Source organism: Vibrio sinaloensis DSM 21326 (assembly GCF_000189275.1).
Lineage (GTDB): Bacteria > Pseudomonadota > Gammaproteobacteria > Enterobacterales > Vibrionaceae > Vibrio > Vibrio sinaloensis.
The window spans coordinates 16407-39784 of the sequence record NZ_AEVT01000106.1 but is presented as its reverse complement, the minus strand read 5'-3'; the positions used below and the strand labels follow the sequence as shown (position 1 = coordinate 39784).

Genomic DNA, 23378 nt, shown 5'->3' with positions numbered 1-23378 from the left:
GTTTTATAATTGATAAAGGCGAACCATTAGGTTCGCCTTTTTTGTATTTGAGAGTTATTATCAAAGAAAAACAAAGAGTAAACAGTTAAGGATTTTAGATGGATGCTTTAGATCTATTGCTCAACCGACGTTCAATAGCCAAGCTTTCAGCGCCAGCGCCGGAAGGGCAAGCGCTTGAGAATATTATTCGTGCAGGCTTACGTGCTCCTGATCATGCCGGTTTAACACCTTGGCGATTTGTGATTTCCCAAGGCGAGGGGCTGGGTAAACTGTCTGATATTTTGGTCAAGGCAGCCGTTGCTGAAAATAGTGAACAGGTCGTAATCGACAAAGTGAAAAACGCGCCTTTTCGCGCGCCAATGGTCATCACGGTGATTGCCAAAGTTACGTCGCATGACAAGGTCCCTGCGTTAGAGCAATACCTTTCAGCTGGCTGTGCGGTGCAAGCGATGCAAATGGCGGCAGTGGCTCAAGGCTTCCAAGCCTTTTGGCGTTCTGGTAAATGGATGTTCCATGACGAAGTTCACCAAGCATTTGGATTAGAAGGTGAAGACCAAATTGTCGGTTTTCTTTACCTAGGTACGCCTGGCTGCACACCAATGAAAGTGCCAGAGCGAGACTTGAGCAAATTTGTTGAGTACTTATAAGAAAAGAGCTTGGTTTAACCAAGCTCTTTTTTTTAGTGAATATTGTAAGCAATCACAAAATCAATAAACAACCGTACCTTCTCGGGGAGATGGTCTTTGTGGTTGTAAAGCATGTAAATATCGCGAGGGTTGGCACTCCAGTCTTCCAGTACGCGGACTAGGCTTCCATCGTCGATAAATTCTTTCAGCATTACGTCAGGCATAAGAGTAATGCCCAAGCCATCAGAGCAAGCACTACGCACAACGTTAAGTGCGTTTGCTTGGAAGCGTCCTTTATCGTTGTTTATGACCGTTTCACCGTTTTGGTTAGACAATTGCCATTTCAACAGTGGGGCGCCTTTAAGCAAACTGTGTTGATGTAACTCTTCAGCGTGCTTCGGTGCCGGGCATCTAGAAAGATACTCTGGGCTAGCGACTAAAATATCTTCGACTGAGTTGATTTTGCGCGCTATCAAGCTTGAATCACGCTGTGGCCCGACGCGGAAGATAACATCCCACTCCGTTGGGTCAAGTTGCTCAGAGTGGTTACTGGTGGTCAGCTCTAAGTTGATGTCCGGAAAGTCTTTCATAAACGCATTAAACATCGGCATCATCATGCGTTTGGTTAGGTTCGATGGGGCGGTAATACGAATCTTACCTGCCGCGCCGCGGCATTCATCCGACAGTTCTTGCGCTGTCGACGTCAAACGACCAAGCAACGGAGAACACTCGTTATAAAAACGCTCTCCCGCTTCTGTCAAAGAAAGTTTACGCGCGTGTCTATTCAAAAGACGAAGATTTAGAGAGTCCTCTAAAGCTTGGATGCGTCGTGTAATGGTTGCAACAGGGATCATTGTCTTACGGGAAGTTGCTGTATAGCTCCCATTTTCTACGACCAGCCTGAACAAGTTGAGATCATCTAATTTCATTTTATCAGACACAATTTTTTACGAATTCGGTTAATTTATATCTATATCAAATGTCAAAGGTTGAGACATATCAACATCTTTATCGATATTTGAGATTCCATACATATAGTATGCAACCTAGAGCAAAAGTGGAAGATTTGTATAAACAGCCTTTCATGGCTACTTTTAAAAGAGTGTTTGAATTTATAAATAACTATAACAAATTAGCAGTACCATTACGGTTGTGTGAGGCAAAGGTTTATGCATAAAACAGTAGAAGTTACACCGAGCGACATGCCCACTATCGCTCCCGGTGAAAAACTCGTCATGTTGGTCGATGATGATCCTATCTTCCGTCGAATTACTTCGGCGTTTTTGGTTTCCCAAGGCTTTAAAGTCGTTGAAGCAGAGAATGGCTTGGAAGGATTACGTAAGTTACGTGATTGTGAGCCCGATATCATTATGTGTGACTTAGCAATGCCTGTTCTTGATGGCATTGAATTTGTCGAAGAAGTGAGTTTGGAATACCCTTCTTTACCCCTTATCGTGGTGTCAGCGACCGATGATATGTCTGATGTCGCAAAGGCGTTGCGCTACGGAATTAAAGATTTCTTGCCGAAGCCAATTGGCAATTATGAGCATCTGGTATGTGCGATTGAAAACACCCTCGATGATTCCGACAACCATATCAGTGACCAGCGTGACTTTGCTAGTCAATGGTTCCGAGTCGATAGCGGTGATGTTCCAGAGGAGCAAGAGCTTCATTGGCACTTAGAATTCTTGCAAGAAAACCGCAGTGCGGCAAAAGATCTGTTGCATGCGTTGTTACCGGATAGGGACACCTCTCAAGGTGATTGGAAGTGCAGTTATCGACTACTGCAATCAACCGAAGTGATGCCAATTGTGTATGATTACGCTTGGCTGATGAATGGTCAGTTTGCCTTCTATGTCGTTGACTCGGCCAGTGAGGGGGAGCACGGGGCGGCGACCACGTTACTGGTCCGAGCGCTATTCCATGACTACTTACGTAACCTCAAATGCTTTAATGCCGATTTGAAGGACATCGCGTATTTAGTCGAAAAAGGGATTAAGTGCTCTGAATGTGCAACACCAGTTAAGGCGTTGTTTGGCGTAGCAGATTTGTCGGAAGGTACGTTGTCATTGCTGCCAGCGGGTTTAGATTGCCAGTGGTCTAATGGTTACATTTCGCAGCATGTTCATGCTGGTGTTCGCTTAGGTGATAACTGTGTTAAGAACTTCATTACCGATGAATTACCCATTCAATCGGCCTGCCAAGTTTCTCTGAGCTGTCTTGGTTCAAGTAGCTTCAGTTTGGATATTTACAGAGGGGGGAGTGCTTAAGCACCCCTCTCACTAGTCATAGAAATCTTAATAACCCTGATTTTATTCGGTGTTTGTAGGGCACAGAATAGGGTATAGTCCGCCGAAACAAAAATAACCCAATGCGTTAACGCTCAATTAACGTGGGTTTAATAAGTCGTCACCTACATTTAGAGAAGCATTCCCATGGCAGACAAAGATTTTAAAGAACCTTATAATATCTTTTACTTTTTAGGTTTTATTGCAGTCCTACTTATCCCTACACTTCCAGCGACATTGACTTGGATCCGTGTATTTAACGGATATGCAGGCTTCTAGATACCAGATTGGAGCATGCCATCAGTATTCGTAGACTTGGTTTAAATATTGTTGGTATTACATGCTTGTGCCTAGGCTTTCTAGGCATATTCCTGCCACTTTTACCGACAACGCCTTTCATCCTTCTTGCTAGTGCATGTTTTATGCGCAGCAGTCCCAGATTTCATCGCTGGCTCCATCAACACAAAACGTTTGGCCCGATCCTCGATAATTGGCATAGCCATAAGGCCGTCACGACCAAAGTGAAGCAACGGGGGGCGATCTATATTCTGCTCAGTTTCAGCTTTTCGATTTGGTTTGTCCCCAACTGGTGGCTAAAAGTTATGCTACTGGTTATGTTGGCGCTACTCTTAACTTGGTTTATTCGTTTGCCTGTGATGGAGCACCTTGCTGACAAGGAAGAAAATCACTAAGATTGCAAGGAAGCGTGCCCACCTTCGAGTGGGCGTTTGTTTTTTAGGCACAAAATTTTTAGTCAGCATGCCGATTATGTATTCGGCCTTGCATTGTGCAGAGAACCCACGCTACCGCTTGAAGAATACTTATTATATAAACCACCAAGCCTAGCCAATCTAAGTAATGAAATATGACAACTGAAACACTCACACTGATCAAATCTAGTATTAAAAGCATCCAAGACTACCCAAAACCAGGCATTCTATTCCGTGATGTAACCAGTCTGATGGAAGACCCTGCCGCTTACCAAGCGACGATCAAACTGTTGGTCGAGAAGTACCAATCTATGGGCTTTACTAAAATCGTGGGTACCGAAGCACGCGGTTTCTTGTTTGGTGCTCCTCTAGCGCTAGAATTAGGTGTTGGATTTGTTCCGGTTCGTAAACCAGGTAAATTACCACGCGAGACTGTGGCGCAATCCTACGAACTTGAGTACGGCACAGATACGCTTGAAATTCATACAGACGCAATCGTCGAAGGTGATAAAGTGCTGGTTGTTGATGATCTTCTGGCAACAGGTGGTACCATCGAAGCGACAACAAAACTGATTCGTCAACTTGGCGGTGTTGTAGAGCACGCTGCGTTTGTCATCAACCTGCCGGAAATCGGTGGCGATAAGCGTCTTGAAGGCCTAGGTCTGAACGTATACAGCATCTGTGAGTTCGAAGGTCACTAATCGGATATAGATTCATGAGTTATCTTGCCTTAGCGCGAAAGTGGCGCCCTACTAAGTTCAATGAAGTAGTAGGGCAAAGTCATGTCTTAACAGCATTAGAGAATGCTTTAGCCCAAAATCGACTCCACCATGCCTACTTATTTAGTGGCACCCGTGGTGTGGGTAAAACCACCATAGGTCGATTGTTTGCCAAAGGGTTAAACTGTGAAACAGGTATTACCGCGACACCATGTGGTCAATGTGATACTTGTAAAGAGATCGACGAAGGCCGTTTCGTTGATCTACTTGAAATCGATGCTGCTTCACGTACTAAGGTCGAAGATACTCGTGAATTACTCGATAACGTTCAGTACAAACCTGCTCGTGGACGGTTTAAGGTTTATCTGATCGATGAAGTTCACATGCTCTCTCGTCATAGCTTCAATGCCTTATTAAAAACGCTTGAAGAGCCGCCTGAGTATGTGAAGTTCCTATTAGCGACAACGGATCCACAGAAATTGCCGGTAACGATACTGTCTCGTTGTTTACAGTTTCACTTAAAGCCAATCACTGTTGATACTATTCATGAGCAACTGGATCATATTTTGGGTCATGAAGCGGTGACCTCAGAGCCACGCGCCTTGGGTATGATTGCTCATGCAGCCGATGGCAGTATGCGTGATGCTTTGAGCTTGACAGACCAAGCGATTGCACTTGGCAATGGCTCCGTAATGGCGGAAAGCGTTGCTCATATGCTGGGCACATTAGACACAGATCAGGCGTTGCATTTGCTCGAGTCGATCAGTTCTAAGCAGCCTGAGCAAGCGATGGAAACCTTGTCTGCTCTAGCTCAAAACGGTGTCGAATGGGATGGTTTGCTCCAGCAACTCGCTACCCAATTACACCGTATGGCGATGTATCAAGCATTGCCATCGACCTTAGATAAATCCCAGCCAGATGCAGATAAAATCGAACTGCTCAGTCGTGAGTTGTCGCCACAAGACGTTCAACTTTACTACCAAATTGCGCTTAAAGGTCGGCAAGATCTTCCTTTAGCGCCTTCTGAGCGCATTGGCCTAGAGATGGTTGTGTTACGCATGATGGCGTTTAGACCCGCCTCGAAACCACAGGCTAATGTTATCTCTACACAAGCGTCAGTTAATGTCGCTGTAGAGCAAAACGCGCCGCAAGCACAACAGGCTGCACCAACACCGGCTCCTGCTGCTCAAGCTCCCGCACTAACAAGACCTACTGCAATGACTCAGCAGCCTGTTCCTACACCAGAACAGAGCTACGACGCACCTCCGCACTATATGTCTGAGCCTCCTCAGTATGATGCACCTCCTATGTACGATGAGTCTCCTGCCCAATATGAACAAGCAGTGCAGCCTCAGTCTTCTGCGCCAGCACAGCACGCACCAGCGCAGCAGCCCCGTAACTCAGGGCCAATTAGTGGTTTGCGTCATCAACTGCGCTCTCAGCGTAAAGGGCTTTCTTCCGCTACAGACAGTACCCAAGGTCAAGCGCCAAAAAAGACTAAAGCGACATCTGAAAAACCAAGTTCAGTATTAGACCGTGTTGCACAAAAACACGGTGGAACTGCGCAGGTGTCGCCATTGTCTAACCCAAATGCAATCGCGACTGCTGAGCCTGATAAAGATGAAGCTTATCGTTGGAAGCCGATTTTGCCGCAAAAGAAGCCGCAGAAAACGGAGCTAACACCAACCCAGTTAAAGAAAGCTTTAGAGCATGAAAAAACACCAGAAATGGTGCAAAAACTGGTGGTGGAAAGTCTTGAGCAAAGTGATTGGGCGAAACTAATCAGCCAGTTAGAGACGGCTAAGCTAACCGAACAGCTTGCGCTTAACTCATATTACGAGAAGAACGGAACTTCGATCTTACTGACACTAAGACCACAGCAAGCGCATTTAAACACTGACCGAGCACAAAGCGAGTTGCTAAGTGCGCTGAATCAAGTGTTAGGTGAAGAGTGTCACCTGAGCGTTCAAGTCGGTGAAAGTGGTGAAACCCCACTAGAATTAAGAGATACACTGTATCAAGGCAAACTACAAAATGCGTTTGATAGCCTAGAAAAAGATGAGCACGTTAAGTTCATCGAAATGCGTTTTGCAGCCGAGCTCGATAAAGACAGTGTGAGACCGATATAATTTTTCGGGGTTGAAAAATCACTCTTTCAACCTCATCTAATAACGAAACAAGCTAACTAACCAGAGAGATAAACATGTTTGGTAAAGGCGGTATGGGCAACTTGATGAAGCAAGCCCAGCAAATGCAAGAGCGTATGCAAAAGCTTCAAGAAGAAATCGCGAATATGGAAGTAACGGGTGAGTCTGGTGCTGGCCTAGTGAAAGTAACGATTACTGGTAGCCACAGCGTACGTCGTGTAGAAATCGATGAAAGCTTGATGGAAGACGACAAAGAGATGCTTGAAGATCTTATCGCTGCTGCATTCAACGATGCTGCTCGCCGCGTTGAAGAAACTCAAAAAGAGAAAATGGCTGGCGTAACTGGCGGTATGCAACTACCACCAGGTATGAAGATGCCGTTCTAATCGACAAGGTTAGTTAATGCGTACCAGTCATATGCTGGAACAATTGATGGAGGCCTTACGTTGTCTACCTGGGGTTGGCCCCAAGTCGGCTCAGCGTATGGCCTTTCATTTGTTACAGCGCGATAGAAAAGGCGGATTGCAGTTAGCTGATGCTCTCAGTCAGGCGATGACCGAGATTGGTCACTGTAGTGAATGCCGCACTTTCACCGAAGAAGAAGTGTGTCACATCTGCACTAACCCCAAGCGACAAGAAAATGGACAACTTTGTGTGGTTGAAAGCCCTGCAGACATTGCTGCAGTTGAAGCGACAGGCCAGTACTCAGGACGTTATTTTGTTTTAATGGGGCACCTATCACCGCTTGATGGGATCGGGCCAAGTGATATCGGCTTAGATGTTTTGGACTATCGCCTGCGTCGCGGTGATATCTCCGAAGTAATATTGGCCACTAACCCGACAGTTGAGGGAGAAGCGACGGCTCATTACATTGCAGAGTTATGTAAGGAGAGCCAAGTGTCCGCTAGCCGAATTGCTCACGGTGTTCCTGTTGGAGGCGAGCTGGAATTAGTCGATGGCACAACGTTATCCCACTCTCTACTCGGTAGACAGAAGTTAGGTTAAATAAACGAAAGCGATGCATAGGCATCGCTTTTTTGGTATTCAGCTCGCTAGATTTACTTGGGTAGCCTTAATTCCGGAATTAATAGGATGTTTACTTCGCTTAAAGAAGCGTTGAAAAAGTGTCTTAGCTCGGCTCTTTCTGAGTCGGCGTTGACAGTAATCAGTTCGACATCTAACCCTTTTAGATAAGGGTTAGCTTTGATCGTAATACAATCATGTTGCCTAAGTTGATTGTGTATACAGAGCCCAGACTTCGAAGTGGAAAATATTTGCATCAGCATCAACTGTGTTTGACGATCCAGAGTTTGTGCGTCGAGCAACTGAAGCTGGATCTTATACAGGTCTGGTGAAAGCGCTAACATGCTGGCAACTTGCTGATTGATTTCGTCTAAATGGTCGACATGAGCATTCTTAATCTTCACTTCTGCGATGCCATTGTTATTGTACCATTCCCAACTTAAAGGTTGAGCGACTCTCTGCTGTGCTTGAGCAAGAGTAAGGTTGGCTAAGCCTAGTTCCTGCTCAATTTCTACGAGTATTTTTTGCCACGCTTCCTCTGAACTCGCCTCGGCTGTTTTTACCCAATATGGTTGGTAAAGTTGCTGCCATTTATCTTCAATGTTGGCGTAATCTGCATATTCGGTAACCACGTAGTTCCACATAGCTTCGTAGTCATCGGTATAGCTAGTCGTTGATTGAGCCTGTTGGATTGGTTGCGCAGCGCGAAGTATCACTTTGACTCGATCAGTATTGGTACGCCCAAGGCTGTCTTTGGCATAAAACTCGAACTCATAGGTTCCAGCAATGGTTGGATTAAGGACGGTCGCTGCGAGTTCGTCTGCATTGAGTATTGCCAGTTGCTGCGGACCAGAGACTTGGCTCCAACGTGTCGACTTTATTTTGTAGAGGTGCTTTGGGTAGGTTTTAGCCGAGCCTCGCAGAGTTAGGCTATTGATCGGCAGTGTTTGCACCTGATCTGCTCCCGCATCTACGGTCGGCTTCGTGTACTTTTCTGCATCGGTTGCGTCATCAACACATCCCAAAGTGGTGATTGCAAATAACACCATCATTAACCTGATTACGTTCATTCTTTGGTGCTCCTTCATTAAAAGTTGTAACTCATGCCAGTAGACACAAAACTGTCCTGACTGTTATAGAAATCGATGTCCGAGTCAGTCGTTTGATACCCAGCCATTATGTTCAATTGGGTATTGCGCCAGCCAAATACTCCTGCATAGCTGTAAACAGAGAATATCCCCATGCTTTGTTGGTCCTGCTTACTATCAAAAACGGGATTCTCTTGTTCAAATGCGGTTGAACTGTTACGTACTGTTGTTATCAAAGTGTGTTGCTGATGAGAGTAAGTGAGAGAAAGCTGAGCACTTAGCTGGCTGAAAGAATGGGCTTGGCCTTTGGCATTCCTGACCGTGTAGTAAAGGGCTGGCGATATAACTAACGCGCGATGCAAAGGGAAGGTGAATTCGCTACCAAACCGCTGATACTGACTTTCTCGGTCGAGCATATCGCGTTGCGACGCCGAAAGGTTTTGTGAAGCACCTATTTCATCTTGCTCAATATTGTTTTGAGCGTATGCATACTTAACAGAGATGGGGAAGAAGGTTGAAAAATCAGCCGCAACTCTCACGCCAGCGACTTGCTGCTCACTGGTTTGGCGATCTTGATTAATAAGGTAAGGATCGCGCCATACTTCATCCATTCCTGGTAAGTTAGCGAAAACAGCCCCTGTTAAGATGGCGCTTTTACTGATTCTTTGGGCTACGCCAAGTTCAGCCTGGAACTGCGCTTGCGTTATTTGGTCTTCGCTGTTGCCTATATAAATTAGAGTATTGCCCGTATTGTACTGTAAACGGCCGAGGATAAATGGCGTAGCGTGTTTGGTTTGCTTTCCATCGCTGTTTAATGTGGTCGTTAAAGCGTTGTCATCGTGCGTATTTTGCTGTGATTGGTTTTGACCAAACCCAGCATTAATACTGATTGAACCACTGAAACCGGGTTGCCACAGAGTAGGTTGAGCGATAGCGGCGTGTGAGAGTAAGCAAATGGATACAGCGATGTGCCGAATATTCATAGAGCGTCCTTTTGAATGACAAGATGTACGGTCAGTCAAAATTAGCATTGATATCAGTGATGAGTCGTTGGTGGTTTATGGACGCTTTGTGTCCTGTTTGGTCACAATTTACTATTACGGTTTTCTGTTAGTATTGGCCAACTAAGTACAAACTTGGCCCCTCCTAGGTTTGAGTGTTTGACGACAACATTTCCGTCATGCCAAGTCATAATCTGCTTGACGATGGCGAGCCCCAAGCCATGTCCTTGGCCACTGCCTCGAGCTTGGTTGTCGAGTTGCACAAATGGCTCAAAAATACGCTTCCAACACGTATCAGATATCCCATGACCATCGTCTTCAACCGAGATTAAATAATGTGAGCCGGAGAGACGAAAAGAAATCTGAATGGTTTGCTCGGCGAAGCGACCCGCATTGCTGAGCAGGTTTCTGAACGCTCTTAGCAAAGCGTTTTTATCGAGTAATAGCTGCTGTGTTCTTAGCGTCTCGGAGCAGGAGAATAAAACTTGTAGTTCTGGGTGCTCCAGCTTAAAACTGTCGATTTCTTGTTCTAGATGAACAACTAGATGAGTATGCGCGAACTGACTAATGTCAGCGACGCGGCTGTACCTTGATAACAACAGGTTTTGATTTATTAAATGATCCAAATCTTCCAAACTGGAATCTACCGTACGACGATATTTCTCTCGTTGACTGGGTGTGGTGTCCTGGTCGTCAAGCATTTCCAATGCAAAACGTAGTCGATATAGCGGTGTTCTTAGGTCATGAGCCACCGCATTAGTGAGCTCTTTTTGGCCTGCAATTAAACTTTCAATGTTATCGGCCATGCGGTTAAACGAGAGGCCGAGTTGGGACACCATAGACATTCGACTCGTGGTTGCCCGCTTAGATAATTGACCGTTACCAAACTCGTTCGCAGTTCGAACTAAGCGCTTGAGGTCGCGCCATAATGGGTAGACCCAAATGACTAAAGCGATAGAAATGAGTAAGAAAAACAGCAACCCTATTGCTGTGGTTAGTTTAAGTTGCGTCGCTTGAGAAAGATCATCGTGTACGTGTAACCATGTTCCTGGTACAACGGGGGCAAGAAGCTCTACCTGGCCATGGTCATTAAGGTAACTGACTGCTTGGTTATTCGCGTGGCGGACAGCTTGATGCTCAACGCTGGAAAGGTCTGACTCGGTTTTCAAGCTTATGGCGAATGGGATTTTCTGATTTTGTCTCGCGAGGTCTTGTTGCCACTGCTCCGGTGGAAGGGTTCTTAGATGTTCTGCCGCGAGAAATAATGTGCCTTTGGCTTGGTTGAGTACTGCGAGCTCGGTGGACTCGTTCAAAGCGAAATAGATGACGTGCTCACTGTCGTCAACGCGTTGAATTAGAGCCATAGGGTCGTCGTACAAAAATGACACTTCACCTGCGACTAAAGACTGGTATAACGTGTCGTCTGATTGATAGTCGGACAACTGAGCAAGTTTTAACGGATAAGCAAAGTGGCTCGCGTATTGCTCAATGATGGGTGACCACTTGTCTTTAGGTTGATGGCGCAGCTTATCTGATAAAATGTCAAAGTTGACGGAATATATTTGCTGAAAAAACTGTTCAGAAAACGCTTCATTTAATCGCTGAATCGGGTTCATCTGATTGGGGAAAATGAGCAAAACGATTGGCCCAAACACGGCTAGCCATAGGATCAAAAACGCTCTAATCATTGCTTATGCTTCCGGAGAGGTGGCGCAAAGTTGATAACCTACGCCCCGAATGGTTTTTATCAAGCAAGGTTGATTTGGGTCATCATTGAGAGTGCGACGTAAGCGAGAAATACGTCGATCAATTGATCGGTCTAACCCATCGTACTCAAAGCCCCTAATCTGCTGCGCGATGTCGTCACGTGATACGACTCGTCCAGCTTGCTTGGCCAAAAAGTGCAGTAGCTCGAACTCGGAAGTAGAAAGCTTAATTGGCTGCTGGTTCAGTTCCACACTTCGATAGTGAAGGTTAATTGTTAACGACCCAAGCCTAATCTCATTTTGGTCGGCAGGATTTCTGTCTTGACGGCGAAGTAGCGCACGGATGCGAGAAAGCAACAAACGTGGTTTTATTTGTTTGACCACATAGTCATCAGCGCCGAGTTCTAAACCCATGACTTGGTCGATGTCATCATCCAGCGCAGTCTGCATCAGAATCATTCCTGAATATTGAGATCTTACAGCCCGACATACTTCCATACCACTTTGTCCGGGCAGCATGATATCAAGAATCACCAAGTCTGGTTGTTGGTCTAATATCGTTTTCACTGCCGTGATACCGTCAGTGACGATAGTAATGTTAAATTCATAGCATTGAAGAAAATCTTGGATCAGTTCTGCGAGCTCATTGTCATCTTCAACTAAAAGAACTTCGAAAGTAGTTTTTGTCGTCATAGCTGGCTATGTAGGCATTTATCGAGGGAGAAACTATAACCTGTACGAATGCTTTGTGGTGTGACCAATTGTGACTAGAAAAGAAACTTGTGATGGGCTAGGTAAAATAGGATGAAAATAGCGGATGAGATTGTCTGGCCACACCGTTATGCGGCCAGAAAGGGTAATGAGTAGTGAGTGCTAATTTTTACCAGCGATTAGCTTATAACAAACAGCACCTAGAATAGCACCAGCAATTGGCGCAACCCAGAATAGCCAGAGTTGAGATACCGCCCAATCCCCAACGTACACCGCTACGGCAGTACTACGAGCCGGGTTCACTGAAGTGTTGGTTACTGGAATGCTGATTAGGTGAATCAGCGTTAAGCCTAAACCAATGGCAATAGGTGCAAACCCTTGTGGAGCGCGTTGATCCGTAGCGCCCATAATGATAATTAAGAACATCATGGTCATGACCACTTCGGTCACGAGTGCAGCAGTCATTGAGTATTGACCTGGAGAATGCTCTGCAAAGCCGTTTGAGGCAAAGCCAGAAGCCGCAATATCGAAACCAGCTTGGCCAGTAGCAATAAGGGCCAGCACGCCACCTGCGATAAGACCACCGATAACTTGTGCAATGATATAAGGCACAACATGTTTGGTCTCAAATCGACCGCCAGCCCAAAGGCCGATAGTTACGGCAGGGTTTAAGTGACACCCTGAGATATGACCAATTGCATAAGCCATGGTTAAAACAGTGAGACCAAAGGCAAGCGACACACCTAGCAAGCCAATGCCAACGTCTGGAAAACCAGCTGCTAAAACGGCACTGCCACAGCCACCGAGTACGAGCCAAAAGGTACCAAAAGATTCTGCTATGTATTTGTTCATGGGTTTCCTGTTTTTATGTTTGGAAGACCCGGTCAAGATAGTAGATAAATGTCAGCGTGATGTGAATGAAACTGAGAAATAAGGTGGGTGAATGACAGAAACGGAGTTTGTCTCAGTTATGGAGCGTGGGTTATGTCAGATTTTCCAACTCGGTGATGTTCTCTAATGCCTGGTGATTTGTCTTTCCGCACACAACAGGGCAGGGCTTAAACTCGTGACACACCTTAGGTCTCTCTGGTTGACCAAAGAGTTTGCACAAATTGTCCTCATTCAACTGAATGCAGCGGGTGCCAGCAGGTTTACCTTTCGGCATGCCAGGAATAGGAGAAGAGATACTGGGAGCGATACAACATGCGCCGCAGCCGAGACGACAATCCATTAGATGAACCTCATAAAAAGTAAGGGCGCGATAGTAGCAAAAAAGCAAAGCTGGATCAGCCCAAACTTTGCGCTTGAACTTTAGTAGGCATAAAGGTATAAATCGCACCCCTGTCTGATAACGAAGTAACACCGATGAGCGAACCATTTTGGCAAAGTAAAAGACTAGAGCAAATGACCGAGCAAGAGTGGGAATCTCTGTGTGATGGTTGTGGTAAATGCTGTCTACACAAGCTTATGGATGAAGATACAGACGAGATCTATTACACCAATGTAGCGTGTAGTTGGCTCAACAGTAAAACCTGCTCATGTAAAGATTACCCAAACCGATTTACTTCGGGTGAAGAGTGTACCAAGTTAACTCGAGAAGACATCGATGACTTTACTTGGTTACCACACACCTGCGCTTATCGCCTGCTGGCGGAAGACCAACCATTGCCAGAATGGCATCCATTATTGACAGGTTCTAAGTCGGCAATGCATGCCGCGGGAGAGAGCGTGCGTAACAAAGTCGTTTACGAGATAGACGTTGTCGATTGGGAAGACCACATTTTGAATCATCCCAATAGATAATCCCTTGACGAGAACAGCCGCAAACGCGGCTGTTTTTGTTTTTACCGATAGTTGACGATGTTTCGACAGGTGATTTTTGGTTTGTGGTGTACAATTATAGTTATCTACAAAAGAAACAAAGACTTAATAGGTTGAGGTGAGCATGGGACAGTTATCTCGCGGTAACTTGATGTTATGTTTTTACGCTTTGCTGATGGCATTTAGCCTTAGTTTGAGCATGTCTTCCCACGCAGCGGAAGAAAGTGTTGAACCTACGCTTTCCAAATCTGAGCAACGGTTAGAGAAGATAAACGGTGATCTCAAAGAGCTTACGGCTACACTCGCGACAGCAAGTGGTGAAGAGAAAGATGCGTTACAGCTCAAGCTGTTTCAAAAGAATGAAGAACTTAGGTCAGCATTAGCGACGGCGATTAATCGCGGCTCAATCGAAAAAAGTAAGCTCATTGAACAAGTTGAGATTCAGCAACGCTACTCTTTGGCGGCGACTGAGTATTTGGAAGATAAAATCAAAAAACTTAATGAGACGATCGATAATGCCAAAGAAGAAGATCGCCTCAGCTTGCTGAACAATTATCAAGAACTTCAACATTATCTTGATACCGCTATCGAGTCCAATTGGCAGAATATCCAGTGGTTGACTGCGTTAGGGGTGGACGAAGCGCTGGCTGAAGAGCAGTTTCGAGATCTAGTGCGTAAGCGTTTAAGGTTGTTATCGGCGTCTGTTGAGTATTTCAGTCAGCAAACCGCAGCGGTTGCAAAACAGCTCTCTGCCAGTCCTGAATCGGAAAAATCAACGATGCAGTTGATGCAGTTGGTTATCAAACAGCGCATGTCGATTGCGGTTGAAAGTCTAAATTCGCAAATCGCGATCGCTGATCAGCTTGGGCTTGATACGTCAGAATATAAGCGCCTGATCTTTGAAGTGACAGGAAGTATCACTCAAGACTTACTCGACGGTAAGGTGTTAATTTCAATTGTATCTCATTGGTCGACTAACCTGTGGGATTGGTTTGCTAACAATGCTCCTCAGCACTTGTTTCAACTATTAGTCTTCGCCTTTCTACTGCTTGTCACCAGCATGATTGCTAAGTTGACCAAGAAAGTAGTGAGCAAAACCGTGGTGTCGAAAAACCTTAAACTCTCGCAATTGATGCAAGACTTCTTTATTGGTATGTCTGGTAACATTGTGTGGATTATCGGTATCTTAGTTGCACTATCGCAGATAGGGTTAAATCTTGCTCCTGTATTGACCGGTTTCGGTATCGCGGGTGTGATCATCGGTTTTGCATTGCAAGATACTTTATCGAACTTTGCGGCAGGCATGATGTTATTGATCTATCGTCCATTCGACGTCGGGGATTTTGTTTTCGCAGGTGGTGTGGACGGTAAAGTTAGCCATATGAGTTTAGTGAATACAACGATTAAGACATTCGATAATCAGATCATCATCATACCTAACAGTAAGATTTGGGGAGATGTGATCAAGAATGTGACTCACGAGCGTGTACGTCGGGTGGATATGGTATTTGGGATCGGCTATGGCGATGATTTACTGAAGGCGGAAGCCGTACTCACGGAGATAGTAATGGCGCATCCTGCCGTTCTGCGAACTCCTGAGCCGACCATCAAGGTGCATACTTTGAATACGTCTTCAGTTGACTTTATCGTTCGACCTTGGGTTAAAACCGATGATTACTGGGATGTGTACTGGGACGTAACCAAAGAGGTGAAGTTACGTTTTGATAAAGAGGGGATTTCTATTCCGTTCCCACAACAAGATGTGCATTTACATATGATAAAAGAAGCACAGCAAGAAAGTTAACCAAGGGCGCCGTAAAGGCGCCCTCTGTTTTATGTCCTATTAGTATTCAAAATCTAACTTGAGGTAATAGGCTCTTCCCACTTCGGTAGCTTGATAGTCAAGGTCGGTGTCATCAAGTCTCTCATCGGTTAAGTTGGTGATGCCGGTTCTGATCTTGACGTAGTCATTGAACGCGTAGGAACCACCAATTGTCAAAATAGAATACGGGTCGAGTTTAGAGTCGTTACCGTCTTTCTGTTCTCCGGTGTAATTGACCCCGGCAAACAGAGCAATGTTTTTCGTTGCAGCCCAGTTTACATTTGCATTCGCCAACCATTCTGGAGTGTAGGAGATGTCCTGGTTGTCATCTTTGTTTTTAGCATCTGTATAGGTAGCGTTCATTGTTAATGACCAGCTAGATGAGATATCGTATTGGCCTTCAAGCTCAACACCTTTTGTCTCTACGCTTTCGACATTTTCGTACTGAATGATGTTTGATGATCCGGAAATGTAAGGCTCTAGGTCTCGGTCAATCAGGTTTTTCACGTCGTTGAAAAATCCGGTTGCTTGCACGAATCCAGCATCCCCCGAGTACATTGCTGACAGCTCATAGGTTTTGGATGTTTGCGGTTTTAAATCAGGGTTACCAATTAGGGTACATCGACCTCCACAGCTCACCAGTGAGAAGTCTTTAGAGGATTGGAAAATAGTCGGCGCTTTAAAGCCTTCGCCGTATCCCCCCTTAAAGGTCAAGTTTTCAATACCGTTATACACTAAGTAGAGTCGAGGGCTAAAGTCGTTACCAAACTGGTTGTTGTGAGTAAATCGTCCGCTTAACGTTGCGGTAAGATCGTCGGTTATGTAGTACTCGTCTTGAGCGTAGACCGCACTCTGGGTGACAGAGCGAGAGCCAGTATAGTCTCGTTTGTTTTCGACTTCTGTATAGGACATCTGCGCGCCAACCGATACAATTTGGCTGTCAAGATTATCGACCACAAAGCGTGCGTCAACGGTATGGTTGTTTTGCGTCATATCGGCTTCATCAACGAGAGGGTGGAAGTTATTCTCATGCACCTCTGAAGACTCATAGAAATAACTGGCATCGGATTCACCCCACTCCCAATTGCGCAGGTAACCTAAGGTGCTGGTCATCTTTTTGCCGTCGTAGTCGCTGGTCAATACACCATTAAACGTACTGAAATAACTGTTTTCCACGCGCTCGTCTTTTGAATAAGACAAATCTAGATAGAACTCATCATTTTCTGTAGCGAGCCAGTTGAGTGAACCGCGAAACGACTTTCGTTTTTGTCTCAGTTTGCGGTGAAAAATTATCTCCAGCATCTTCTGGGAACCAGGCATTTTGGTTACTGATATCCACGCTTGCACTGTAAGTTAATACTTGTGGAATGATAGAGCCGCTAACGAACACGTTACCGCTTTTTAACTCGCCATCTGCATCAGACAGCAACTCATTGGCTTTACGATCTTGTGGTGAACTGTAAGCCAAACTGCCCGCGACGTGAGTATCGGAGGTGGGAGTTTTAAGGATAACGTTAACAACGCCGCCTATCGCCTCACTGCCGTACAAGGAGGACATTGGGCCTCGTACTACTTCAATTCGCTCAATCGCACTCATTGGAATGCTAGACAAGTCAAAAGATGCGCCACGAATAACGGTCTCACTCGAACTAATTCGACGCCCATTGATCAAGAAAAGCGTGTAGTTACCATTGGAAGAGTTTTGATTCTGCAAACCACGGATAATGACTCTCGGTTCTGCGCCAGTAGTCTTAGCGACATGCACCCCCGCGACGTTCTCCAGAGCCGTCGTGATATCTGTTGCGGGAAGCTGGTCAATTTCTTCGCGGGTGATCACCGAGATTGATGCGGGCGCTTCTTTGATTGAGGCTTCATATTTACTTGCAGTGACAACAACAGTGTCCATGTAGGTTGTTGTATCGTCAGCAAGCGCAGGCATGGCGATGCATGTGGTGAAAGCGATCGCTGTCGCCAGCTTACTCTTTTCTATAGTGTTGATTTTTCTTGGTTCCATTTTGTTGATTTTCCTTGGGACTTAATCGCTGAACAAGACGTTGAGTCCATCAGCTAACATGACGCGCCAACTAAAATAGTCGTGGCCGCTCGCAGCACTTTGAAAATGGGCACGGTAACCTTTTTCTGTCAGTGTGCTAAAAAGTTGTTGATTGGTTTGAAGAATGCTTGCGTATTGGGGTTCGGTTTCGAACAAGCCAGCATTAAGGTAGATGCTGAGGTTTTGCGTTGGCTTTGAGTTAACCAACTGAGCCATCCAGCTCAACTGAGTTCTTTCCGCCTCTTTAGGCTGCCACCAAAAAGAGCCTGATTGGCTGAGGACTTTGCCAAAATGTTCCGGATACTCTAACGCAATGTACATAGATGCTAATCCCCCAAAACTAGAGCCAGATAACACGGTGTTTTCAGCGTTAGGGCAAACGGAGTGATGAGTACATAGCCATGGCATTAGCTCGGTTGCCATCATTTGAGCGAAGGCCTTATTCGGCGTGAGTTCTTTCGCTCTTAAACTTGGCCTAGGCGGATTAATAAACAGCACCCGCATTGGTGGGACTTGTTTGGTTGCGATCAAGTTATCCATGATGCGTGGTGTTGGCACCTTGTTGAGATAAGCCTCGCCATCAAATAGGATTAATAATGGTGACGACTTGGTGACTGGGTATACAGAATTTGGCGTGTAGAGGGTGATTTCTCTTGGCTCTAGGTCTGTCGATGATTGAAAGCGAAAAGAGGTCATTTGGCCTTTTGGTTTGCCTTGCTCCTGAGCTATGCGATCGCTACTCGCATTACGCAAGGTCAAGGTAGAAGCTGAGCCAAACAGCCCTGAGTCTGGGCCAAAAATAGGCTGAATATTTAATGGATCCGGCTGAGCTGTCGCCAGCACTGCTTTTCTTTGCTCGCGATTCTTATCAACGCTTAACTGTGGAACGTTCGGAGCCAAGCGGTAGGAGAGGCGAGTGCTGTCGGGTACTTCAAAAGAGCGATACCAGATGTCTGTGCCTTCAATATGGCTTAACTGAGCATGACCACCGTAAGGAGCCCCTAGAAGCCTGACGTTGTTTACTTCTCCTCGGTACAAGAAGGTGATGACCGCGTTGCCATCTTGTTTGTACTCGACCAGCGGAGCGCCAGTCGCTGAGATCTCTTGCCAGAATATAGACTGAGAGTCTACTTTGCCCTCAGCGAGATCTGCCATTGTGCGTTGGATAAGAGGGCTCGTGATCTTAGAGGGAGCGGAAACGTACTGGTCATCCTTGAGTGGAATTTGGCTAAGCTTTATTTGAACCTTTGATGACTCGGGAGAAGCCATATCTATCTTGAGCTGGTAGTTACCGGCTTTTGCGATAAGCCAAAAAATTTCCGTCTCTTTACTTTTGCTGCCAATGAGCGTTTTTACCAGCTCGCCATTTGGGGTATAAGCGAGCAATTTATTGATAAAGCGATTGCTGCGAACGTAACCTCGGTAGTAACCCGGTTTATCAACAACCAGTGTATTTTCTCCGGCTAAATTTAGCTCGAAAGACTGAGTTTCATCCATTTTTATCGTCATTGCCTGCACGTTAGCGGTATGAACGAGCAAAGTCGTAATAAGAACAATCCATTTCATTGACTACCCATCTTTTGCTTAATGATATTAATTATCATTTATGTTAATTTTGTTTTCAGGTAGGGAACAGCACATTTGGTTATTCAAAATAACTGTAGTGTTATTCAAAATGGCGAGTGATTATGAACAGTCGATCTCCTTCATCGTTTCGAACCAGTGCTTTGGTGCGCTGGATTGAGAACGAAGAAAAGCATCAAATGGTGTCAGAAAGCCTCACTGATCCTTTATTGGAGGGGGAGGTTGATACTTACAAAGTCAAGCAGGGGTTCTCTTTACATTGGGGTTCCACCACAGAGCTTAGAGATCATCATGTGATCTCTACCGCTCGTAATGCTTTGATATTTATTGTTTTAGTTGAAGGTAAACTCGACTTTAGCTACGACGATCTTAGTTTTGTGATGGATGCACAATCGGGGAGCAAGGGACTAGTGGTGAACTTAGCCAAACCCGCGACGTTTAGGCGAACGGTCCACAGTGGCAATAAAGTCTCTAAGCTGAAAGTGTTGGTGCCACTCGAGTGGATTCAAGAACGTATTGAGCCACATAGCCCCGTTGCGGCGTTTGTTTCTCAGCACCTTGCTAACTTTGAGTTGTCACTCAATGACCATTTTGTCGATTTAGTCAGTCAGATCATCAAGCTCCACAACAGCAACGAATCCTTTAAAAAAATGAAACTTGAAACCTTAGCGCAAGGCTTGTTGCTGGAGGTGTTCGAGCAATTGTCAGTTGAAGAGAGTGTACCTGTGACTTCTACAGTGGTTTCTGAGCGTAGCACGGTCACCAGCAGCGCTAAGCAGTCTATTAATGATGTTATTCACTATATTGAAGACAACTTAGATAAGGAGTTAACCGCCAAAGATCTTGCGGAGTACTCCGCGACCAGTGAGTCAAACCTAAGAAGAAAGTTCAAGCAAGTGATTGGCTGCAGCGTTAAAAGCTACATCACACGTCGAAGATTGGATGTTGCGCGTAAGCACTTAGAGCAAGGCTTAGCTTCAATCACGGAAGTTGCCTACCATGCGGGTTATCGACATCCCTCCAATTTTACGAATGCCTATAAAAAGGCCTTTGGCTATCCGCCTACTTCATCAGTGAATAAGCGCGATTAACCTTTTCAATAAGAAGCTAACGCTCCTTTTGAGGAGCGTTAGTCTGATCTTGGCGATCAGCCTTCTAGTTCATGGTAGAAGGTGATTTCTGGATCTGCACTGATCACCCCTTCGAGCTGGTTTAACAAGTTGAGAAAATGGGGTTGCTGGCAGTGAAAATCAAAGGCTTGCTGATCGGTAAACTGCTCTTGAAACGTAAATCGTCCCACGTTGTTTGAATCTTGCAGTAAGCGATACATTACGCAGCCTGACTCTTTTCTGGTTGGCTCTAGCATTGCGGTTAGCAAAGATTGAAGCTGTTTTTCAGCGCCTTGGTTTGCTTGGAACGTGGCGGTTAAATGGATCATCATTCACCCTTATAAATAACGACCTTGGCGTTGCAAAAATTCAATTTTGTAGCCATCTGGGTCAGTGATAAAGAAAAAGGTCGCAAGGTGCGCTCCGTTGTGGTCGAGCGCTTTTACGTCTGACGCTTCGATACCTAGTGAGGTAATTCGCTGGTGGGCTTGCTCTATGTCTTCGACGCTGACAGCTAGATGGCCATAACCATTCCCGTGCTGATAAGGCACTTCTTGGCTGTGATTGTGAGTGAGTTCTAATTCGAACCCTGTCTCGGCATTCGCTAAGTAAGTTAAGCTAAAGCCGTCAAAGACGAACTGATCTTTGATCTCCAGTCCAAGTGCCTGGCGGTAAAATACGATGGATTCGGCGAGATCGCGAACTCTGACCATCGAGTGAATAAGTTTTGTCATAACTGCCTCTTACTTTTGGTGAAAGTAGCATAGAGGCAGAGTAGAGCTTTGGGGTAGTACTGGAGTACGACAGTTAAATATTCGCTGGCAGTGTTTAGTAATGTTCTATGGTGACCTGCTCACCAATAGGTTGACGAAGATAAATCAGACAAGCGCAACGGAGGAGAGAGGTAAAATTACTGATTTCTCCATTGTGCTGCAGTGCTTCGTTATGAATCGAACTGATAAAGCGAGGTAACGTCATCTGTTGTTTTGCTGCAATTTCTTCAAGTATTTGCCAGAAGCTGGCTTCCAGTTTAATGCTGGTGGCGTGGCCATCTATTCGGATCGAGCGAGCGATGGTTTGATAATTTTCTTGAGGTTGTTGAGAGAATATTTCACACATTTTCGTTGCCTGAGTTGTTACAGCGCTCAGTTTTAACGTCTCATGGCGTCTGAGTCAATGCTTTCTCCGTGGAAGCAAAAAGCGCCCCGAGAGGCGCTTGAGCAGTCATTGATAGCAGAGCTTGTTAGTTCACTTGCTGCTTGATGTACTCACCAAGTTCAGAGTGGTGCATGATTTTTGACACAGGAATAACCTTCTCTGCTGGCCCCCAAGCAAACACATTCACTGGGGTATGAGTGTGGGTGCCTGTGCCCCAAACAATGTTTTGCCCAGTGGCTTGCTCGCGCGCTAACAAGTTTCCACGGTCGTTGTATGGGAAAAAGGCATCAAAGTCATTAATTGCGGGCACTTGCTCTTGGGCTAGGTACTTATGCTGTGCTAGACGGTATGGGTTTGGCTTACTCGCCAGTACTCTTTCCGCTTGCTCTGCGGTAATTGGAAACGCACTGTTTTGGTTAACGATATCAGCCAACTTTTGCGGCGTTTGCTGTGATTTGTCCAGCTTTTGGAACTGGCTGATCATACCGTAGTAGCTCTGCTTTTGGTTGTACAAGCCGTCTAAGATATCAAATGAGCCAAAGTTGAAGTTGGGTGCATAGTCGCGTTTAGAGAAGGCCTCACCAGAGCGTTTTTGTGCTTCAGGCAAGTTACTTGACGAGTAGCTAAAGCCAAATGAACCGGTTTCGTGGTCCGCCGTTACGATCACTAGCGTGTCGTCACGTCCTTTCGCCCATTCGTAAACAGAAGCAACCGCCTCATCAAATTTAATCATCTCATGCAGCATGGTACCTGCATCATTGCTGTGGCCGGCCCAATCAATTTGGCCTCCTTCGACCATCAAGAAGAAACCATCTTTATCTTTGGCTAAGATGCTGAGCGCCTTGTCCGTCATTTCTTTTAGACTTGGCTGAGTTCGTGCTTGATCGGTTTTTTTGTTGCTGTAAGCAATGCCATCATCCATCCCAGAGTAAGCGAACAAGCCAAGTAGTTTGTTACCATTCGCTTTGTCTAACATGGTTCGGTTGAATGCTAAGTTGTAACCGCTTTGCTCTGCTTCAGTGAGCAAATTACGCTCGTCTTTACGTTTTGATTTAAGGTAAACATCACCTTGAGTGAGAGCTTGTAATTGTTGGTATGTTGCGCCTTTGTCATTGGTCGATTTTGGAATCCAATGGCGTAAGCCACCCGATAACATGACATCGACACCAGTCGCTAGCATATCAGAGGCGATATCATTTTCTAATGAACGATGGGGTTGATGTGCAGCAAAAGCGGCTGGGGTTGCGTGAGTGAGCCGTGTATCTGAAACTAAGCCTGTTGCCTTACCCGCTTTTTTCGCTTTCTCAAGAACGGTTTCGACATGGTTTCCTTGAGAGTCAATTCCAATCACTTCGGAAGCGGTATACATTCCAGTGGCTAACATGGTTGCTGAACACGCAGAATCAACAACGATTGCGTCTTCTGGATGAGTTAATGAAGAGCCGATAACCCCTTCTTGCGCCAATTTGTAAAGTGCGGTGGTATTGCCTTTGTAGATCGAGTTAGGCGCTTGATTCGCATAGGTTTCGAGCAGGCCAACTTGCTGTGGCCCCATGCCATCACCAATCATTAAAATGACGTTTTTGATTTCAGCAGAGAGTGCGTTGAATGATAGTGCTGACGTTGCCACTGCGGCAATAATGGGTTTGATTAACGGCTTCATCGATTAGTCCTTATTTATAAAAGCGAGCAAATTAGAACACCGATTTATGTCAAACGTGTTTCGTATTTATTTCATAAATATAAAATAAAGTAATTATTCCAATTTGCACTGGCGCGACACAAAAAAAGCTCACGGGAGTGTGAGCTTTG

At 45.5% G+C, this 23378-nt stretch carries 24 protein-coding genes; 10 read left to right on the top strand and 14 right to left on the bottom strand.

All coding sequences use genetic code 11. The features are described from left to right. The first annotated feature begins 98 nt into the window (after nt 1-98). Complete coding sequence (locus RH45_RS19515; RefSeq protein ID WP_008080667.1) at nt 99-647, top strand: NAD(P)H nitroreductase; 549 nt, start codon at nt 99-101, stop codon at nt 645-647. Between the two features lie 32 nt (nt 648-679). Here the strand turns inward: RH45_RS19515 and RH45_RS19510 are convergent, their stop codons facing one another. Beyond that, nucleotides 680-1555, bottom strand: coding sequence for a LysR family transcriptional regulator (locus RH45_RS19510; protein ID WP_008080666.1), 876 nt, complete (start codon nt 1553-1555; stop codon nt 680-682). Nucleotides 1556-1795: 240 nt separating this feature from the next. On the opposite strand from RH45_RS19510, the gene RH45_RS19505 reads away from it, so the two are divergent. The 6 genes from RH45_RS19505 to recR all read left to right on the top strand — a co-directional run bounded on the left by RH45_RS19505 (nt 1796) and on the right by recR (nt 7495). Next, nucleotides 1796-2896 (top strand): response regulator, encoded by a 1101-nt coding sequence (locus RH45_RS19505; RefSeq protein WP_008080665.1) that lies wholly within the window; start codon nt 1796-1798, stop codon nt 2894-2896. Between the two features lie 344 nt (nt 2897-3240). Then, nucleotides 3241-3606 (top strand): YbaN family protein, encoded by a 366-nt coding sequence (locus RH45_RS19495; RefSeq protein ID WP_050796271.1) that lies wholly within the window; start codon nt 3241-3243, stop codon nt 3604-3606. Between the two features lie 173 nt (nt 3607-3779). Further along, on the top strand, nt 3780-4325 hold the full coding sequence (apt, locus tag RH45_RS19490; protein ID WP_008080662.1) for an adenine phosphoribosyltransferase: 546 nt from the start codon (nt 3780-3782) through the stop codon (nt 4323-4325). Nucleotides 4326-4339: 14 nt separating this feature from the next. Beyond that, the gene (dnaX, locus tag RH45_RS19485) at nt 4340-6472 is read left to right on the top strand and encodes a DNA polymerase III subunit gamma/tau (RefSeq protein WP_008080651.1); all 2133 of its coding nucleotides are present in this window, start codon (nt 4340-4342) and stop codon (nt 6470-6472) included. A 74-nt stretch (nt 6473-6546) separates the two neighbouring features. Continuing rightward, nucleotides 6547-6876 carry a YbaB/EbfC family nucleoid-associated protein gene (locus RH45_RS19480; RefSeq protein WP_006959389.1) on the top strand — a complete coding sequence of 110 codons (330 nt, stop codon included), beginning with the start codon at nt 6547-6549 and terminating at the stop codon, nt 6874-6876. A 16-nt stretch (nt 6877-6892) separates the two neighbouring features. Then, complete coding sequence (gene recR / locus RH45_RS19475) at nt 6893-7495, top strand: recombination mediator RecR (RefSeq protein ID WP_008080646.1); 603 nt, start codon at nt 6893-6895, stop codon at nt 7493-7495. Between the two features lie 53 nt (nt 7496-7548). On the opposite strand, the gene RH45_RS22725 is transcribed toward recR, so the two are convergent. From RH45_RS22725 to RH45_RS23055, 6 genes are all read right to left on the bottom strand, one after another. Then, entirely contained in the window at nt 7549-8583 is a 1035-nt protein-coding gene (locus RH45_RS22725; protein ID WP_008080644.1) for a PKD domain-containing protein, read from the bottom strand. 17 nt (nt 8584-8600) lie between these two features. Further along, nucleotides 8601-9584, bottom strand: a complete 984-nt coding sequence (locus RH45_RS19465; protein WP_008080643.1) for a DUF2860 family protein — start codon at nt 9582-9584, stop codon at nt 8601-8603. Nucleotides 9585-9685: 101 nt separating this feature from the next. Beyond that, nucleotides 9686-11290, bottom strand: coding sequence for an ATP-binding protein (locus RH45_RS19460; RefSeq protein ID WP_008080641.1), 1605 nt, complete (start codon nt 11288-11290; stop codon nt 9686-9688). A 3-nt stretch (nt 11291-11293) separates the two neighbouring features. Next, nucleotides 11294-12001, bottom strand: coding sequence for a winged helix-turn-helix domain-containing protein (locus tag RH45_RS19455; RefSeq protein ID WP_008080640.1), 708 nt, complete (start codon nt 11999-12001; stop codon nt 11294-11296). A 180-nt stretch (nt 12002-12181) separates the two neighbouring features. After that, a complete protein-coding gene (gene aqpZ / locus RH45_RS19450; RefSeq protein ID WP_008080637.1) occupies nt 12182-12871 on the bottom strand; it encodes an aquaporin Z in 690 nt (229 codons plus the stop codon). Nucleotides 12872-13001: 130 nt separating this feature from the next. Further along, a complete protein-coding gene (locus RH45_RS23055) occupies nt 13002-13250 on the bottom strand; it encodes a YkgJ family cysteine cluster protein (RefSeq protein ID WP_008080631.1) in 249 nt (82 codons plus the stop codon). Between the two features lie 134 nt (nt 13251-13384). Between RH45_RS23055 and RH45_RS19445 the strand changes: the two genes are divergently transcribed. After that, the gene (locus tag RH45_RS19445; protein ID WP_008080630.1) at nt 13385-13822 is read left to right on the top strand and encodes a YcgN family cysteine cluster protein; all 438 of its coding nucleotides are present in this window, start codon (nt 13385-13387) and stop codon (nt 13820-13822) included. A 142-nt stretch (nt 13823-13964) separates the two neighbouring features. Continuing rightward, entirely contained in the window at nt 13965-15644 is a 1680-nt protein-coding gene (locus tag RH45_RS19440; protein ID WP_008080627.1) for a mechanosensitive ion channel family protein, read from the top strand. A 39-nt stretch (nt 15645-15683) separates the two neighbouring features. Here RH45_RS19440 and RH45_RS23775 read toward each other — a convergent pair whose 3' ends face one another. The 3 genes from RH45_RS23775 to RH45_RS19430 are packed head-to-tail and all read right to left on the bottom strand — an operon-like array spanning nt 15684 to nt 19281. Further along, nucleotides 15684-16964: a TonB-dependent receptor domain-containing protein gene (locus RH45_RS23775; RefSeq protein ID WP_338131522.1), complete on the bottom strand. Its 1281-nt coding sequence runs from the start codon at nt 16962-16964 to the stop codon at nt 15684-15686. Further along, on the bottom strand, nt 16879-17676 hold the full coding sequence (locus RH45_RS23770) for a TonB-dependent receptor plug domain-containing protein (RefSeq protein WP_241211658.1): 798 nt from the start codon (nt 17674-17676) through the stop codon (nt 16879-16881). The genes RH45_RS23775 and RH45_RS23770 overlap by 86 nt, the downstream gene beginning before the upstream one ends. Nucleotides 17677-17697: 21 nt before the next feature. Beyond that, nucleotides 17698-19281 (bottom strand): alpha/beta hydrolase-fold protein, encoded by a 1584-nt coding sequence (locus RH45_RS19430; protein ID WP_008080617.1) that lies wholly within the window; start codon nt 19279-19281, stop codon nt 17698-17700. A gap of 122 nt (nt 19282-19403) precedes the next feature. On the opposite strand from RH45_RS19430, the gene RH45_RS19425 reads away from it, so the two are divergent. Beyond that, nucleotides 19404-20390 carry a helix-turn-helix domain-containing protein gene (locus RH45_RS19425; protein WP_008080616.1) on the top strand — a complete coding sequence of 329 codons (987 nt, stop codon included), beginning with the start codon at nt 19404-19406 and terminating at the stop codon, nt 20388-20390. A 56-nt stretch (nt 20391-20446) separates the two neighbouring features. Here the strand turns inward: RH45_RS19425 and RH45_RS19420 are convergent, their stop codons facing one another. From RH45_RS19420 to RH45_RS19405, 4 genes are all read right to left on the bottom strand, one after another. Further along, nucleotides 20447-20737 carry a putative quinol monooxygenase gene (locus RH45_RS19420; RefSeq protein WP_008080615.1) on the bottom strand — a complete coding sequence of 97 codons (291 nt, stop codon included), beginning with the start codon at nt 20735-20737 and terminating at the stop codon, nt 20447-20449. 9 nt (nt 20738-20746) lie between these two features. After that, entirely contained in the window at nt 20747-21142 is a 396-nt protein-coding gene (locus RH45_RS19415; protein ID WP_008080608.1) for a VOC family protein, read from the bottom strand. A gap of 94 nt (nt 21143-21236) precedes the next feature. Further along, on the bottom strand, nt 21237-21527 hold the full coding sequence (locus RH45_RS19410) for a ribbon-helix-helix domain-containing protein (protein ID WP_008080607.1): 291 nt from the start codon (nt 21525-21527) through the stop codon (nt 21237-21239). A 124-nt stretch (nt 21528-21651) separates the two neighbouring features. Then, entirely contained in the window at nt 21652-23229 is a 1578-nt protein-coding gene (locus RH45_RS19405; RefSeq protein ID WP_008080606.1) for an alkaline phosphatase, read from the bottom strand. Between the last annotated feature and the right edge of the window lie 149 nt (nt 23230-23378).